Origin of the sequence: Rhizobium sp. BG4 (genome assembly GCF_016864575.1) — a bacterium.
In the GTDB taxonomy this organism is placed as follows: Bacteria; Pseudomonadota; Alphaproteobacteria; order Rhizobiales; family Rhizobiaceae; genus Rhizobium.
On record NZ_CP044125.1, the window covers coordinates 3510304 to 3525190 of the forward strand.

General features: G+C 62.5%; 13 protein-coding genes and 2 pseudogenes. 10 read left to right on the forward strand and 5 right to left on the reverse strand.

Translation table 11 applies throughout. The annotated features are described in order from the left end of the window. Window positions 1-53 precede the first annotated feature (53 nt). The gene (locus tag F2982_RS17585; RefSeq protein ID WP_112715305.1) at window positions 54-1100 is read right to left on the reverse strand and encodes an NAD(P)-dependent alcohol dehydrogenase; all 1047 of its coding nucleotides are present in this window, start codon (window positions 1098-1100) and stop codon (window positions 54-56) included. Between the two features lie 188 nt (window positions 1101-1288). On the opposite strand from F2982_RS17585, the gene F2982_RS17590 reads away from it, so the two are divergent. From F2982_RS17590 to ilvC, 3 genes are all read left to right on the forward strand, one after another. After that, the gene (locus F2982_RS17590) at window positions 1289-2197 is read left to right on the forward strand and encodes an AraC family transcriptional regulator (protein WP_130278063.1); all 909 of its coding nucleotides are present in this window, start codon (window positions 1289-1291) and stop codon (window positions 2195-2197) included. Window positions 2198-2308: 111 nt separating this feature from the next. Continuing rightward, window positions 2309-2959, forward strand: a complete 651-nt coding sequence (locus F2982_RS17595) for a TetR/AcrR family transcriptional regulator C-terminal domain-containing protein (protein ID WP_112715303.1) — start codon at window positions 2309-2311, stop codon at window positions 2957-2959. A gap of 50 nt (window positions 2960-3009) precedes the next feature. Next, window positions 3010-4029, forward strand: a complete 1020-nt coding sequence (gene ilvC / locus F2982_RS17600; protein ID WP_112387060.1) for a ketol-acid reductoisomerase — start codon at window positions 3010-3012, stop codon at window positions 4027-4029. Window positions 4030-4081: 52 nt separating this feature from the next. On the opposite strand, the gene F2982_RS17605 is transcribed toward ilvC, so the two are convergent. From F2982_RS17605 to F2982_RS32055, 3 genes are all read right to left on the reverse strand, one after another. Further along, on the reverse strand, window positions 4082-4669 hold the full coding sequence (locus tag F2982_RS17605; protein WP_203428592.1) for a class I SAM-dependent methyltransferase: 588 nt from the start codon (window positions 4667-4669) through the stop codon (window positions 4082-4084). Between the two features lie 82 nt (window positions 4670-4751). Further along, window positions 4752-5852 (reverse strand): branched-chain amino acid aminotransferase, encoded by a 1101-nt coding sequence (locus tag F2982_RS17610; protein ID WP_203428593.1) that lies wholly within the window; start codon window positions 5850-5852, stop codon window positions 4752-4754. 96 nt (window positions 5853-5948) lie between these two features. Then, entirely contained in the window at window positions 5949-6071 is a 123-nt protein-coding gene (locus F2982_RS32055) for a hypothetical protein (RefSeq protein ID WP_281438205.1), read from the reverse strand. A 65-nt stretch (window positions 6072-6136) separates the two neighbouring features. Here F2982_RS32055 and F2982_RS17615 point away from each other — a divergent pair. After that, a pseudogene (locus tag F2982_RS17615) lies at window positions 6137-7359 on the forward strand (PLP-dependent aminotransferase family protein). A 110-nt stretch (window positions 7360-7469) separates the two neighbouring features. Then, on the forward strand, window positions 7470-7916 hold the full coding sequence (locus tag F2982_RS17620; protein WP_203428594.1) for a GNAT family N-acetyltransferase: 447 nt from the start codon (window positions 7470-7472) through the stop codon (window positions 7914-7916). Window positions 7917-7969: 53 nt separating this feature from the next. On the opposite strand, the gene F2982_RS17625 is transcribed toward F2982_RS17620, so the two are convergent. Next, the gene (locus tag F2982_RS17625; RefSeq protein WP_112715293.1) at window positions 7970-9028 is read right to left on the reverse strand and encodes an aldo/keto reductase; all 1059 of its coding nucleotides are present in this window, start codon (window positions 9026-9028) and stop codon (window positions 7970-7972) included. 176 nt (window positions 9029-9204) lie between these two features. On the opposite strand from F2982_RS17625, the gene F2982_RS17630 reads away from it, so the two are divergent. The 5 genes and pseudogenes from F2982_RS17630 (at window position 9205) to F2982_RS17650 (ending at window position 14838) form a co-directional block, all read left to right on the forward strand. Next, window positions 9205-10185 carry an ABC transporter substrate-binding protein gene (locus F2982_RS17630; protein ID WP_203428595.1) on the forward strand — a complete coding sequence of 327 codons (981 nt, stop codon included), beginning with the start codon at window positions 9205-9207 and terminating at the stop codon, window positions 10183-10185. A gap of 17 nt (window positions 10186-10202) precedes the next feature. After that, window positions 10203-11897: an iron ABC transporter permease gene (locus tag F2982_RS17635; RefSeq protein ID WP_203428596.1), complete on the forward strand. Its 1695-nt coding sequence runs from the start codon at window positions 10203-10205 to the stop codon at window positions 11895-11897. Next, a pseudogene (locus F2982_RS17640) lies at window positions 11885-12912 on the forward strand (ABC transporter ATP-binding protein). Before F2982_RS17635 ends, F2982_RS17640 begins: the two are co-directional and overlap by 13 nt. 73 nt (window positions 12913-12985) lie before the next feature. Then, the gene (locus F2982_RS17645) at window positions 12986-14095 is read left to right on the forward strand and encodes an endonuclease/exonuclease/phosphatase family protein (RefSeq protein WP_203428597.1); all 1110 of its coding nucleotides are present in this window, start codon (window positions 12986-12988) and stop codon (window positions 14093-14095) included. After that, window positions 14092-14838, forward strand: a complete 747-nt coding sequence (locus tag F2982_RS17650; protein WP_203428598.1) for an NUDIX hydrolase — start codon at window positions 14092-14094, stop codon at window positions 14836-14838. The genes F2982_RS17645 and F2982_RS17650 overlap by 4 nt, the downstream gene beginning before the upstream one ends. Window positions 14839-14887: the final 49 nt, after the last annotated feature.

Here is a 14887-nt window from a genome sequence, read left to right on the forward strand (position 1 = left end):
AAGATCCGGGCAGGACGAAAAAGGGGCGCCGGTTGGCGCCCCTTCTTGTTTCATCAGGCCGCCAGCGAGGCGATGTCGATGACGAAGCGGTAGCGGACGTCGCTCTTGAGGACGCGTTCGTAGGCTTCGTTGACCTGCTGGATGTTGATCTTCTCGATCTCGGAGACGATGTTGTGCTCGCCGCAGAAATCCAGCATTTCCTGGGTTTCCTTGATCGAGCCGATCATCGAGCCGGAGATGCTCTTGCGGCCGGGGATCAGCGAGAAGGCGTGAACCGGGATCGGGTTCTCGGGAGCGCCGACGACGACCATCGAGCCGTTGACCTTGAGCAGGCCGAGATAGGCGTTCCAGTCGATTTCGGCGCTGACCGTGCAGATGATCAGGTCGAAGGTGCCGGCGAGCTTGGTGAAGGTCTCGGCATCGTTCGTCGCGTAGTATTCCTTGGCGCCGAGCTTCAGGCCGTCTTCCTTCTTCGACAGCGACTGCGAAAGCACGGTGATGTCAGCGCCCATGGCGGCGCCGATCTTCACGCCCATATGGCCGAGACCACCCATGCCGACGATCGCGACCTTCTTGCCGGGGCCGGCATTCCAGTGCTTGAGCGGCGAGTAGAGGGTGATGCCGGCGCAGAGCAGCGGCGCGGAAGCGTCGAGCGGCAGGTTTTCCGGGATCGACAGGACATAGCCTTCCTTGACGACGATCGAGTCGGAATATCCGCCCTGGGTCGCCGTCTTGCCGTCGGCTTCGACGCTGTTGTAGGTGCCGACGAGGCCGGGCATATATTGCTCGTTGTCGACATCGCGGCTGGCGCAGCCGACGCAGCTGTCGACGAAGCAGCCGACGCCGACGTGGTCGCCGACCTTGAACTTGGTGACGTTGGCGCCGACGGCGGTGACGATACCGGCGATCTCATGGCCCGGCACGATCGGGTAGACGGCGTTCTTCCACTCGTTGCGGACGGTATGGATGTCCGAATGGCAGATGCCGGCATATTTGATGTCGATGACAACGTCGTCGGCATTCGGTTCACGGCGTTCGAAGGTGAACGGCGTCAACGGCTTGGATGCGTCGGTAGCGGCATAGCCTCTTGCGATTGGCATGGGGTAGTTCCTTCTTTTCAGGAGGGTGGAAGGGATGGCGGACTATGCCCCGGTCTTGCGGCAAGCGGTATAGCGATCCTGCAAGCTTCTTGTCCGATCCTGCAAATCTCCTTGCGCCCAAACGCCATCCGCTCCATGATCTGGTCAAGCGCCTGTGGCGTAACATCAAGAAAACAAATGGTAATGTTATGACGTTACATGTTGGCCCCTTCGATGAAATGACATCGATTATTGCCCGTTACGCCAGGAAAGACGGGGATTCCGAGACGGCGATCGAGAACCTGCATGTCTTCAAGGGCAGCTGCCCGACGCGGCTGCAGCACATGGCCTACAAGCCGGGATTCTCGCTGGTGCTGCAGGGGAGTAAGCGGCTGATGGTCGGCTCCGACGTGCATGTCTACGGCGCCGGGCAATATGTGCTGACCTCGCTCGACCTGCCGGTCGCCTCGCATGTGACGCAGGCGACGGCCGATATTCCCTATCTCTGCTTCACGCTGTTCATCGACAGCGAAAAGCTCAGCGATCTCCTGTCGAAGACCAGGATCCAGCGCGTGCCGCCATCGCCTGACGATGCCCGCGGTCTGGTGGTCAAGACGGCGCCGCCGGAGCTGCTCGATGCCTCGGCCCGGCTTCTGCGCTTGCTTGATAATCCGCAGGACATTCCGGCGATGGCGCCGCTGATCGAGCAGGAGATATCCTATCGGCTGCTGAGCGGCCCCGATGGTCCGCGGCTGCTCGACATGACGCTTGCCGAAAGCCAGAGCCACAAGGTTGCCCGCGCCGTCGCCTGGCTGCGCACCAATTTCGTCCAGCCGCTGCGCATCGAGGACCTGGCCGACCATGTCAGCATGAGCGCGTCCTCGCTGCATCACCATTTCAAGGCGGTCACGGCAATGACGCCGATGCAGTATCAGAAGCAGTTGCGCTTGCATGAGGCGCGCCGGCTGTTGCTGACCGAGCATGTCGATGTCGCGACGGCGGGATACCGCGTCGGCTATCAGAGCCCGTCGCAATTCAGCCGCGAATATAGCCGTCTCTACGGTCTGCCGCCGCTGAAGGACATCGAGGCGATGCGCGGGCAGATGGCCGCCGAGTAGCGCTTTTCTTTTGATGCGCCGCAGCAACGAATTTCGCTTGACGGCGAAAAGCGCCTCGTTCATAACACGCCGCGAACCGTACCGTACGGTACGTATTGGGGAGTGCTTATCGTGTCTGCCGAAACCTTGGAGCCCAGCGAATTTTCGCCGCGTCAGAACGCCGTTCTGGAGCAGGCGTTGCAGCTTCTCGTCGATGGCGGAGAAAAAGCGCTGACGACCTCGGGTGTGGCGCGTGCCGCCAACTGCTCGAAGGAAAGCCTCTACAAGTGGTTTGGTGATCGCGACGGCCTGCTGTCGGCGATGATCGCCTATCAGGCCAGCAAGGTGCGCACCTTCGAGCGCAACGGCGAGCGCCTGACCTCGGCCAGCCTGCACGACCACGTCGTCATTTTTGCCCGCGATCTGCTGGAAGTCCTGGCCGGCGACGTGTCGCTGGCGCTGAACCGTCTGGCGATCGGCCAGTCCCATCGCGATGGCTCCAAGCTCGGCAAGCTGCTGCTCGAACGCGGCCGCCGCCAGATCGACCGCCGCGCCATGGCGCTGATCGATGCCGGCAAGCGGGCAGGGCTATTACGCTTTCATGATGCCGACGAGGCGTATCACACGCTTTATGGCCTTGTTGTCTCCGACCTGCATGTGCGCATGCTGCTCGGCGAACCGGGCCTCAAGGATACGGGCCGTCAGGCGGAGAAGGCGGTCACCGCTTTCCTGCGCCTTTACGGCACGGAGAAGGTTCTTGCGGAGATGCCGGCACTCGCCTGATCTCCGCGTCTATCAAACGATGCGACAAGCAAAAGGGAAGGAACTCTACAATGCGCGTCTATTACGATCGTGATGCCGATCTCAACCTGATCAAGTCCAAGAAGGTCGCCATCATCGGCTACGGTTCGCAGGGCCGCGCCCACGCGCTGAACCTGAAGGACAGCGGTGCACAGAACGTCGTCATCGGCCTCAAGGCCGGTTCGCCGACGATCAAGAAGGCCGAAGCCGATGGCTTCAAGGTCATGACCGTTGCCGAAGCTGCCGGCTGGGCCGACCTGATGATGATGGCCACTCCGGACGAACTGCAGGCCGACATCTACAAGGCCGACATCGCCGCCAACATCCGTGACGGCGCCGCGATCGCTTTCGCCCACGGCCTCAACATCCACTTCGGTCTCATCGAGCCGAAGGCCTCGGTCGACATCGTCATGATTGCGCCGAAGGGCCCGGGCCACACGGTTCGCGGCGAATACCAGAAGGGCGGCGGCGTTCCCTGCCTCGTTGCCGTTCACCAGAACGCTTCGGGCAACGCTCTTGAACTCGCTCTCTCCTACGCCTGCGGCGTCGGCGGCGGCCGTTCGGGCATCATCGAAACCAACTTCCGCGAAGAGTGCGAAACCGACCTCTTCGGCGAACAGGTCGTTCTCTGCGGCGGTCTCGTCGAGCTCATCCGCGCTGGTTTCGAAACCCTGACCGAAGCCGGCTACGCTCCGGAGATGGCCTATTTCGAGTGCCTGCACGAAGTGAAGCTGATCGTCGACCTGATCTATGAAGGCGGCATCGCCAACATGAACTACTCGATCTCGAACACGGCAGAATGGGGCGAATACGTCACCGGCCCGCGCATCATCACCGCTGAAACCAAGGCTGAAATGAAGCGCGTCCTGCACGACATCCAGACCGGCAAGTTCACGTCCGACTGGATGCAGGAATACCGTGCCGGCGGCTCGCGCTTCAAGGGCATCCGCCGCATGAACGACAGCCACCAGATCGAAGAAGTCGGCGCCAAGCTTCGCGGCATGATGCCGTGGATCGGCAAGAACAAGCTGGTCGACAAGTCGGTCAACTAATCGCTGCTGCGATTGATATTGCGAGAGGCCGGGGCGAAAGCTCCGGCCTTTTTCATTTCCGGGCGGTGAGGAAGAGCCAGCGGGTCGGCTTGCCGTCGTAGCCGCCGCCATCGGCTTCCGATAGCGCGATGTCGCGCCAGCCGCCTGCGGTCAGGCACTGTGATAGCCAGTCGGGCGAGGGGTAGTTGTAATAGCGGCCGAAGCCGTCATGTCCCTCGGCTTCTCCGGCCTTGAAGCTGGCATGCAGGGGAGCCCCCGGTTTCAGCGCGCTTTGGATGCGGGAGAAAACGTCGAAAAGTTCCCCGCGGGGAACATGCAGCAGGCTTGCTTCGGCCCAGACGCCGTCGAATTCGCCGATGGCCTGCAGATCCTGAAAGCGCATGACCGTCACCGGCCGGCCGATCAGTTTTTCCGCCTGCTTGGCGAGCTCTGCCGATCCATCCGTCGGCGCCACGTCGAAACCCTTTCCCAGCATATAGGCGCTGTCCTGCCCGCCGCCGCAGCCGAGTTCGAGGATTTTTCCGCCTGCCGGGAGTGTGGCGAGGAAGGCGTCGAGGCGCTTTGTTGGCAGACGGCGCTCGCGGGAGGCGTAGGTTTCGGCATTGCCGTCGTAGAAGGCTGAGGTTTCGTCGTTGGACATGCTGGGGACCTCTCCAATAGCAAGAAACCGGGCGAGAGGCCCGGTTGCGAAGGTGGTTTCGTCCGTTGCGGCTAACGCAAGGTCAGGCCGGAATGAGGCGGGTCCAGCCGCGCTCGTCATTGGTGGTACCCTTCTGCAGGCCGACGAGCTGCTGGCGCAGTTCGGTGGTCAGCTTGCCGGTCTGGCCGTCGCCGACGAGGAACTCGCCGCCTGCATGGCGCACGAGGCCGATGCCGGCGAGAACGGCGGCCGTGCCGCAGGCGAAGGCTTCCACGAGCTTGCCGCTCTTGGCGTCAGCCTGCCATTCCTCGAAGGAATAGGGGCGCTGTTCGACGCGCAGACCTTTTTCCTCGGCAAGCACGATGACCGAAGCGCGGGTGATGCCCGGCAGGATCGTGCCGCCGAGCGGCGGGGTGACGACCGTACCGTCGTTCATCACGAAGAAGACGTTCATGCCGCCGAGTTCTTCGACCCAGCGATGCTCGGCTGCATCGAGGAAGACGACCTGGTCGCATTCCTTCTTGGCGGCTTCGGCCTGGGCCACGAGGCTGGCTGCATAATTGCCGCCGCATTTTGCAGCACCGGTGCCGCCGGCGGCCGCGCGGGTATATTCCGTCTCGACCCAGAGCGACACAGCTTTGGCGCCGCCCTTGAAGTAAGCGCCGACAGGCGAGGCGATGATGCAGAAGATGTATTCCTGCGCCGGACGAACGCCGAGGAAGGCTTCGTTGGCGAACATGAAGGGGCGGAGGTAGAGGCTGGCATCGCCCGAGGGGATCCAGTTCTTGTCGACGCGGACGAGCTCTTCGACGGCCTTCAGGAAAAGATCTTCCGGCACGGCGGGCATTGCCATGCGGGCTGCCGACTGGGCGAAGCGGCGGGCGTTTTCTTCCGGACGGAAGAGAAGGACGCGGCCGTCATCAGCCTTGTAGGCCTTCATGCCCTCGAAGATTTCCTGGGCGTAGTGCAGCACGGCGCTGGCGGGGTCGAGTTCCAGCGGGCGGCGCGGCGTCACCTTTGCGTCGTGCCAGCCCTTGTCGGCGGTCCATTTCGCCAGGACCATGTGATCCGTAAAGACCTTGCCGAAGCCGGGGGTCTCAAGCGCCTTGACGCGGTCGGCGTCGGAGACGGGAGACTTGTGGAATTCGATTGTGATTTCAGGAGAGGGCGACGTCGCGGTCATTGCTGGCACCTTGGTAGTCCATTGAATAATGCGCGGCACACTACTGCTGCCGCACCTGTTTTGGAAAGGTCTGTTTCAGCGAGTTTCGGCATTTCGTCAGCGAATGATGACGGGATGCGGCGAATGTTCAGGCCAATTCGGCCCGGTTTCCTCATCCATGCTGCTTTCGAGGGCCAATTCGCCCAAACTTGTCACCGGGACAAGAAAATAGGTCAGCATTGTTGACATAATTTCCGTGCCGTGATGATCTGCCAGCATCATAAAAAGAGACTGAGGAAACCCCGATGCTGAACTGGGATGAAATGTTTGCGACGCGCTCGTCACGCATGCGCGCCTCCGAAATCAGAGAACTGCTGAAACTGCTCGGTCAGCCCGATATCATCTCCTTTGCCGGCGGCATTCCGGATCCGGCGCTGTTTCCGGACAAGGAGTTCAAGGCAGCCTATGCCGGGATTTTCGATGGCGGCGCGGTCAACTCGGCGCTGCAATATTCGGTCAGCGAAGGCTACAAGCCGCTGCGCGAATGGCTGGTGAAGCAGATGGCCGGTCTCGGTATTGCCTGCGAGGCCGAAAACGTCTTCATCGTCTCCGGTTCGCAGCAGGGCCTCGATTATCTCGGCAAGCTCTTCCTGTCGCCGAAGGATACGGCACTGGTGACGTGGCCGACCTATCTCGGCGCGCTGCAGGCCTTCAACGCCTATGAGCCTTCCTACGACCAGCTGACGCCAAACGGCAACCGCACGCCCGAGAGCTACAAGGCGGCGGCCACGCAGAACGGCGGCAAGGTGAAGTTCGCCTATCTCTCCGCCGACTTCTCCAACCCGACCGGCGAGAGTGTCGACCGCGAGGGCCGCGAGAAGGTTCTGGCGCTGGCCGAAGATCTCGATATCGCTGTCATCGAGGATGCTGCCTATCAGAACCTGCGCTACGACGGCGAGGCGATTCCGCCGATCCTGTCGCTTGAGATCGCCAAAAAGGGCCATATCAACGATACCCGCACGATCTATTGCGGCAGCTTCTCGAAGACGCTGGCGCCGGGCCTTCGCGTCGGCTTCATCGTCGCGAACGCGCCCGTTATCCGCAAGCTGGTGCTGATGAAACAGGCGGCCGACCTGCATTCCTCGACGATCAACCAGATCGCCATCGCCGAAGTCGCCGAGCGCGGTTTCGATGCGCAGGTCGCCAAGATCAAGGCCGCCTACAGCCATCGCCGCGATGCGATGTTGGCAGCACTCACCAGGCATATGCCTGATGGCGTCAGCTGGACCAAGCCGGAAGGCGGCATGTTCATCTGGATCACCCTGCCGGAGGGCATGGATGGCGCGGCGCTGCTTGCCAAGTCGATCGAGACCACGCGGGTCGCCTTCGTTCCGGCAAGGCCTTCTTCGCCGACGGCTCGGGCGCCAACACCATCCGCCTCAGCTTCTCCTGCGCCAACGATCAGATGATCGAGGAGGGCATCGGCCGTCTCGGCAGGTTGGTCGCCGGTGAGATCGGCGCGCTTTAGGGCGAATAGTCTGCGTGATTGGTGCGACGCGACCTTTCGTCGGATGCCTGGTTGCATCGACTCGCCTCGCGTTGCATCTTCCCGCCGCTTCGGAAGGTTGAGGAACGACGATGAGCGGGATCAAGGTCAGGATGGCAACTCTGTCTGATGCCGAGGAGCTGGCGAGGCTGATGGTCGAACTGGGTTATCCGACAACCTCCGACAGAATGACCGCCAGACTTGAGCGGCTGAGCGGCCGTGAGGACCACGCTATATTTGTCGCCGATGAAGACGGTGCGGTTGCCGGAATGATTGGCTTGTCCGTCTCTCCGACGCTCTACCGAGACGATCTTGATGGTGCCATCGTCGCGCTGGTCGTTTCCTCGAACTTCAGGGGAAGAGGCATTGCCGGATTGTTGGTCGCTCATGGCGAACGCTGGCTCTATGACCGCGGCGCCCGCCTCGCGACGGTGAAACCCAACTCCCGCCGAGAAGACGCGCACCGCCTCTACAAGCGTTGCGGGTATGAACATACCGGGTTGAGATTTACGAAGGTTCTTGAAAGGCTCGGCGGATAGCGGTTCTCCGATGCCAAATCGGCGCCTAAAAGGCGCCGATCATTCTCTGATTTTTACTGGTTCAGGTGCGGGGCGATCAGTTCGAGATCGGCCTCGCTCAGCCGGTCGCTCGCCGTGTTGCGCTGATGCCAGTAGGGATAGAGCAGCGGCGGGACGCTGACGTCGTCGAGGCGCTTGCGCTCTTCGGCCGTCAGCTTCAGGTCGGCTGCTGCAAGATTGTCCTTGAACTGCGCTTCCGTGCGGCCACCGATGATGACCGAGGTCACCGTCCTGCGGCCGATCAGCCAGGCGAGGGCCACCTGGGCTGCCGAGACGCCGCGGCTTTCGGCGATCGAGACCAGCGTATCGACGATATTCCACAAACGGTTCTCGTCGCGGATCGGCGGCTCGGGCCAGCCGGCGAACTGGCGGGTGCCCTCAGGCGTCGCCTGGTTGCGGCGGTGCTTGCCGGAGAGCAGGCCGGCGGCCAGCGGGCTCCAGACGAGGACGCCGAGGCCCTGGTCGATCGACACGGGCAGCAGCTCATATTCCGCATCCCGGGCTTCCAGCGTGTAGTGGATCTGCTGGCTGACGAAGCGCTGGTAGTTATGCTCCTTGGAGACGCCGAGCGCCTTCATGATGTGCCAGCCGGAGAAGTTAGAGCAGCCGATATAGCGGACCTTGCCCTGGCGCACGAGGGTATCGAGTGCCTCCATGGTTTCTTCGACCGGTGTCTGGCCGTCCCATTCATGCAGCTGGTAGAGGTCGATGACATCGGTCTTCATGCGGCGAAGGCTGGCTTCGCAGGCCTCGATCAGGTGCTGGCGCGAGGAGCCGACATCGTTCGGGCCGTCACCCATGCGGAAGCGGGCCTTGGTGGCGAGCATGACGCCGTTCTTGCGCTTGCCGCCGAGCACTTCGCCGATGATCTCCTCGGAGGCGCCGGCCGAATAGACGTCGGCGGTATCGATCAGGTTGACGCCGGCATCGAGGCAGAGATCGACGAGGCGGCTGGCTTCGGCCACATCCTGGCTGCCGGTCGCCTTCGCCCAGCCAACGCCGCCGAAGGTCATGGTGCCCATGGTCACGGTTGAAATCTTCAGGCCGGAACGGCCAAGCAGACGATATTCCATTATCCTCTCTCCCAAATTTAAACGGAAACGCGCAATCTGCCGCAAACAAATAGCGGCTCGGCGTCATGGTCAAGCGCAGATGGCGGTCTTCGACGCGGCATCTTTAGCCGACTGTCACAATCATGTTATTCGGCCTGTCTATGGAACGGCTAACTTTCACGCTCAGGGATATCACCATGAAGAAGAAGCTCTCCGCTCTCGCTGCGCTGATCGCGGCCGGTTTCGTCTCCGTTTCCGCCCATGCCGGCAATCTGGTGCTCTATACGAGCCAGCCGAACGAAGACGCACAGGCGACCGTCGACGGCTTCATGGCAGCCAACCCTGATATCAAGGTCGACTGGGTGCGCGACGGCACGCCGAAGATCATGGCCAAGCTGCAGGCCGAGATCGAGGCCGGCAATCCGGTTGCCGACGTCCTGCTGATCGCTGACACCGTGACGCTCGAGCGTCTCAAGGAAGCCGGCAAGCTGATGGCCTACAAGTCGCCGGAAGCCGCCAATTACGATGCGGCGCTCTATGACGCCGACGGCTACTATTATTCGACCAAGCTGATCACCACCGGCATCATGTACAACACCTCGGCATCGATGAAGCCGACAAGCTGGAAGGACCTGACGAAGCCGGAAGCCAAGGGCCTCGTCACCATGCCGAGCCCGCTGACCTCGGGTGCGGCGCTGATCCATGCACAGACGCTGGCCGGCGTTTCCGGTCTCGGCTGGGATTACTACAAGGCGCTCGCCGATAACGGCGCGACCGCTGCCGGCGGCAATGGCGCCATTCTGAAGGCCGTCGCTTCGGGCGAAAAGGCTTACGGCATGGTCGTCGACTACATGCCGATCCGCGAAAAGGCCAAGGGCGCGCCGGTCGAGTTCGTCTTCCCGGAAGAAGGCGTTTCGGCCGTGACCGAGCCGGTCGGCATCCTCGCCAGCGCCAAGAATGCCGATGCTGCGAAGAAGTTCGTCGATTACGTTCTCTCCGAAAAAGGCCAGGAAGGCTTCCTGAAACTCGGCTATATTCCGGCCCGCAACGGCATGAAGCTGCCGGAAGGCTTTCCGGCGCGCGACAGCATCAAGGTGCTGCCGATCAATGCCGCCGAGGCGCTGAAGAATACGGATCAGGATCTGAAGACCTTCTCGGGTATCTACGGGTCGAATTGATCGAAACCGGATAGTCGATGCAGGGTTACGTTCGTCCGGGAAACAGCCAGCCTGCCTGGCTGTTTCCCTTTATCATTCTGGTGGTGCTTGTTCTGAGCGTCCTGCCGCTGGCGCGGCTGGCGGTGGCAGGCATCGCTGCGCTGTCGAATGGCGGGGCAGGGGCGGTGCTCGGCGACCCGGCGCTCTGGTCGGCGACCTATTATACGCTGGTGACGGCGGTGTTCGGGACCATCATCTCGCTCGTCATCGGCTGCGCTTTCGCCTTCCTGCTGACGCTGACGGATATCCGCGGCAAGGGGCTGATCAGCTTCCTGTTCGTGCTGCCGATGATGATCCCGCCGCAGGTGACGGCGCTTGCCTGGGTGCAGATGTCAGGGCCATCGAGCCCGCTTCTGAAGGCGCTGCATATCGCGCCGCCGCTCGGAACGCCGCAGCCGCTCTATTCGGTCGGCGGCATCGCGCTGCTCTACGGCGTCCAGCATGCGCCGCTCGTCTATCTCGCATTGAGGGCCGGGCTGATGAGCCTGCCGCGCGATGGCGTCGAGGCGGCCAGGCTTTCCGGCGCTTCCAGCCTGCGGGTGTTTCGCGACATCATCGTGCCGCTATCACTGCCCGGTGTCATCGCGGGTGCGGCGATCTCCTTCGTCTCCTGCACCGGCAATTTCGGCATTCCGGCGATCCTCGGCATTCCGGCCTCGATCTATACGCTGCCGACGCTGATCTTCTCGAAATTCTCGGCCTTCACCAGCCGCACTTTCGGGGACGTGGCGCTGCTCTCGGCGATCATCGCGCTGATCTCGGTCGCGGGTCTCGCCATCCAGGAGCGGGCGCTTCGCGGGCGCGATTACCGGGTGCTTGGGCTCTCCGGGGCGACGGCAGCCTTCGAGCTCGGCGGCTGGCGCCACATTTTCACGCCGCTGCTCTGGATCGTGCTGTTCTTCATGCTGGCGGCGCCGTTCTTCGCGCTGGTCGCGGGCGCGCTGGTTCCGGCATACGGCGTGCCGCTGACCTTCAAGACCATGTCCTTTCACGCTTTCTCGGAAATCCTGTTCCGCCAGACGATCACCCGCACTGCCTTCGTCAATTCGCTGTCGCTGGCGGTGGGTGCTGCCCTGTGTCTCCTGGTGGTGACCGTGCTTGCCGCCTATGCGCTCAGCCGGCGGCGGGATCTCTTGGCGCGGCTGGTTTCGAGCGCGATCGAGATACCCTATTCGCTGCCCGGCATCGTCATTGCCGTATCCTTCATTCTGGTCTTTGCGGCGCCGCTGCCGGTTGTCAACGTCACGCTTTACGGCACGGTCTGGATCATTCTCGTTGCTTATCTCTCGAGCTTCTTCGCCGTCAGCCTGAAGCCCGTCGTCAGCGCCTTCCACCAGTTGGATCCGGCGCTGGAAGAGGCTGCGCGTCTTGCGGGAGCCGGCTTCTTCCGGCGGCTTGCCGATATCATCGTGCCGCTGATCGCGCCTGCTGCCGGCGCCTCCGTCATCCTCGTCTTCCTGATTGCCTGCAACGAGCTGACGATTTCGGCGCTGCTCTGGTCGGCGGGGACGCAGACGCTGGGTGTCGCGATCTACAACCTCGACGACAGCGGCAGTTCGGATCTCGCTTCGGCGCTCTCCGTGCTGGTCGTGCTGATGGTCGTTTTCATGATGCTGCTACTGGAACTGATGGCAAAGCGGCTGCCCAAGGGAGTGGTGCCGTGGCGAAACTGACGCTCAATCAGGTCAGCAAGGATTTCGGCACCGGGCGTGCGGCCGTCAGCGGTCTTTCGCTCGATGTGCGCGACGGCGGCTTTCTGGCGCTGCTCGGCCCCTCAGGCTGCGGCAAGACGACGGTTCTGAGGATGATCGCAGGCTTCGAGACGCCGACGGATGGTTCGATCCATCTCGGCGAGCGGCTGCTTGCCGATGCATCGCAATCGCTGCCGCCGGAGCGGCGCAACATGGCGATGGTCTTCCAGTCCTACGCGCTCTGGCCGCATATGAGCGTTGCCGACAATGCCGGATATCCGCTGAAGGTGCGCGGCGTGAAGGGCGAGGCCTACCGCAGCAAGGTGCGCGAGGCGCTGGCGACGGTGCGGCTCAGCGATTATGCGGACCGGCGCCCCGCAGATCTCTCCGGCGGCCAGAGGCAGCGCGTGGCGCTGGCCCGCTGCCTGGTGACATCGCCCGATGTCGTACTGCTCGACGAGCCACTCGCCAATCTCGACCGGCATCTGAAGCAGGAGATGGAGGAGACATTTCGCGAGTTCCATCAGCGCTCAGGCGCGACGATGATCTATGTGACACACGACCAGAGCGAGGCGATGGCGCTGGCGACCGATGTTGCCGTGATGTCGGAAGGGCGCCTGCTGCAGGTGGCGGCGCCTGCCGAAATCTATGCGCGGCCGGAGGGAGGATGGTTGGCGGGCTGATTGGCCGCGGTGCCATCTTGCGGCTTGCGTCACCGCTTGGTGATAAGCGTGCGCTTGATTGGGACGTGATGCGTACGGCGCTGGAGGCTACCGGTACGGGCGGTGACATGAGCGATATTCTCGTGCGGCCCGAGGATGTCGTGATCGGCGGCGAGGGCATTCCCGCTCTCGTCGACAGCGTGCTCTATGAGGGCGAGCGCTATGCGGTGAAGCTGTTGCTTGGCGATGGCCAAGTTCTCCGCGCCTTCAGCCGCGAGCGGGTTTCGGCGGGCGATAACGTGATGGTCGTGGTGCGTTCCGCCTGGCGGCTCTGATCGGGCTTCGGCCTTCACGAACGCAATTTTCGCCTGTACCAATGGCGAAGCAGCATGCAAACGGGAATGCCTGATGTCGCTTCGCCTCGCTACCTTCAATGTCGAAAATCTGATGACGCGTTTCGACTTCACCGGCTTTCGCAACCAGCTGCGCCAGGACCGGGTCATCCAGCTCTTCGACGTGCGCAGCGAGGGCGTCTACCAGCAGCTGGAGCAGGCGCGCGTGATCGCAGCGACCGACGATACACGGCAGATGACGGCCTTGGCGATCGCCGATGCCGATGCGGATATCCTCTGCCTGCAGGAAATCGACAACATGGCGGCGCTGCAGGCCTTCGAATACGGCTATCTGTTCCGCATGGTCGGCAATGGCTACCGGCAGAAATATCTGGTCGAGGGCAATGACAGCCGCGGTATCGACGTTGCCGTGCTGATGCGCGAGGAGACGCGCGACGGACGCAAGATCGAGCTTCGCGACATCAAGAGCCATGCGATGCTGACCTATCGCGATCTCGACCTGTTCGACGAGGCGCTGGGCCAGAATGCCCATATCGACGACAAGATCTTCAAGCGCGACTGCCTGGAGCTCGATCTCCTGATCGGCGGCGTGCCTTTCACGCTCTATGTCGTGCATTTCAAATCGATGGGCAGTCCGCGGGACGGGCTCGATGGGCGGCAGGCGACCATGCCGGTGCGCCGCGCGGAGGCGCGCGCCGTACGCCGGATCATCGAGAACCGCTTCGGCGCCGGGCAGACGCCCACGAAGAATTTCGCCATCTGCGGCGACATGAACGACTATCAGGAGCGCGTCGATGTGATCGGCACGCGCCGCACCGGCTATCGATTCGAACACAAGAACGAGACCGAGAGCGCGCTCGATGCTTTCAGCCACGACGGCTTTGCCGAGAATGTCATGCGCCGCCGCGACGAAATGGATCGCTGGACGCTCTACCACGCCCGCGGCCCGCAGGAGCAGTGGCTCTGCCAGCTCGATTATATCTGGCTGTCTCCGGCGCTTGCCAGCGTCAATGCCGAGCGCCAGCCCGAGATCATCCGCCACGGCCAGCCTTTCCGCACCGTCTTTCCGCCGGGCCAGGAAGTCGAGCGCTATCCGCGCACCGGCTGGGACCGGCCGAAGGCCTCCGACCATTGCCCCGTAGTCATGACATTGGATTTGAAATGAACTCGATATTTTCAGAGGAGTTTGCCGGCTGGCCGCCGGAGCAGACCGTATTTCCCGTTGCCAAGGTCGACCTTCGCGTTCTCGACGGCGAGCATCCCTACAGGGTCTCCAGGCGCGACGAGATCGCCGCCAACTGGGAGGCCGAGGTGAAGGCCAATCCGGCCCTGTTCGACGGGCGCATGGTGTTTCAGCACCGGCTGGCATTCGGCGAGGATGAGATCAGGGGGCAGGGATACGTCATCCCGTTCTCGACCTTCATGTACTGGCGGCGCCAACAGGACCGGACGGGCGGCATGCACTTGTTCTCCTATCCTGTCATCGAAACCTCCGACAATGCGCTGGTGGCGATCCGCATGGGCGCGCATACCGCCAATCCCGGCCAGGTCTATTTCGCTGCCGGTTCGCTGGAGCCCGAGGATATCGCATCCGGCGTCTGCGACCTCGAATTCAACATGCGCCGCGAGGTGCTGGAGGAGACCGGTCTCGATCTCGCCCACTCGACGCCCGGCGACAGCTACTATGCCAGCCGCTTCCGCCGCACCGTCACCGTCATGCGGCTGTATCGTTTCGATCTGACTGCGGACGAGCTCGTCGAGCGGATCGCGGCGCATATGCTGGTCGCCGAAGACAAGGAAATCGCCGGTGCGGTGGCGATCCGCTCGGCCGATCACTCGGCCTATCCGTATAACGTCGCCATGCTGCCGGTTATCGATTGGTATTTTGGTAATCCAGACAAAACCTAAAACCTTGCACTCGTTTCGCCGGTCGGGCAGGTTGGCGGTTCGATGACCG

Coding starts and splice junctions, on each gene's coding strand:
- F2982_RS17635 (WP_203428596.1), top strand. CDS start 10,203: ATGCAGGGTTACGTTCGTCCGGGAAACAGCCAGCCTGCCTGGCTGTTT.
- F2982_RS17590 (WP_130278063.1), top strand. CDS start 1,289: ATGACGTTACATGTTGGCCCCTTCGATGAAATGACATCGATTATTGCC.
- F2982_RS17645 (WP_203428597.1), top strand. CDS start 12,986: ATGTCGCTTCGCCTCGCTACCTTCAATGTCGAAAATCTGATGACGCGT.
- F2982_RS17620 (WP_203428594.1), top strand. CDS start 7,470: ATGAGCGGGATCAAGGTCAGGATGGCAACTCTGTCTGATGCCGAGGAG.
- F2982_RS17585 (WP_112715305.1), bottom strand. CDS start 1,100: ATGCCAATCGCAAGAGGCTATGCCGCTACCGACGCATCCAAGCCGTTG.
- F2982_RS17625 (WP_112715293.1), bottom strand. CDS start 9,028: ATGGAATATCGTCTGCTTGGCCGTTCCGGCCTGAAGATTTCAACCGTG.
- F2982_RS17610 (WP_203428593.1), bottom strand. CDS start 5,852: ATGACCGCGACGTCGCCCTCTCCTGAAATCACAATCGAATTCCACAAG.
- F2982_RS17605 (WP_203428592.1), bottom strand. CDS start 4,669: ATGTCCAACGACGAAACCTCAGCCTTCTACGACGGCAATGCCGAAACC.
- F2982_RS17650 (WP_203428598.1), top strand. CDS start 14,092: ATGAACTCGATATTTTCAGAGGAGTTTGCCGGCTGGCCGCCGGAGCAG.
- F2982_RS32055 (WP_281438205.1), bottom strand. CDS start 6,071: ATGCTGACCTATTTTCTTGTCCCGGTGACAAGTTTGGGCGAATTGGCC.
- F2982_RS17630 (WP_203428595.1), top strand. CDS start 9,205: ATGAAGAAGAAGCTCTCCGCTCTCGCTGCGCTGATCGCGGCCGGTTTC.
- ilvC (WP_112387060.1), top strand. CDS start 3,010: ATGCGCGTCTATTACGATCGTGATGCCGATCTCAACCTGATCAAGTCC.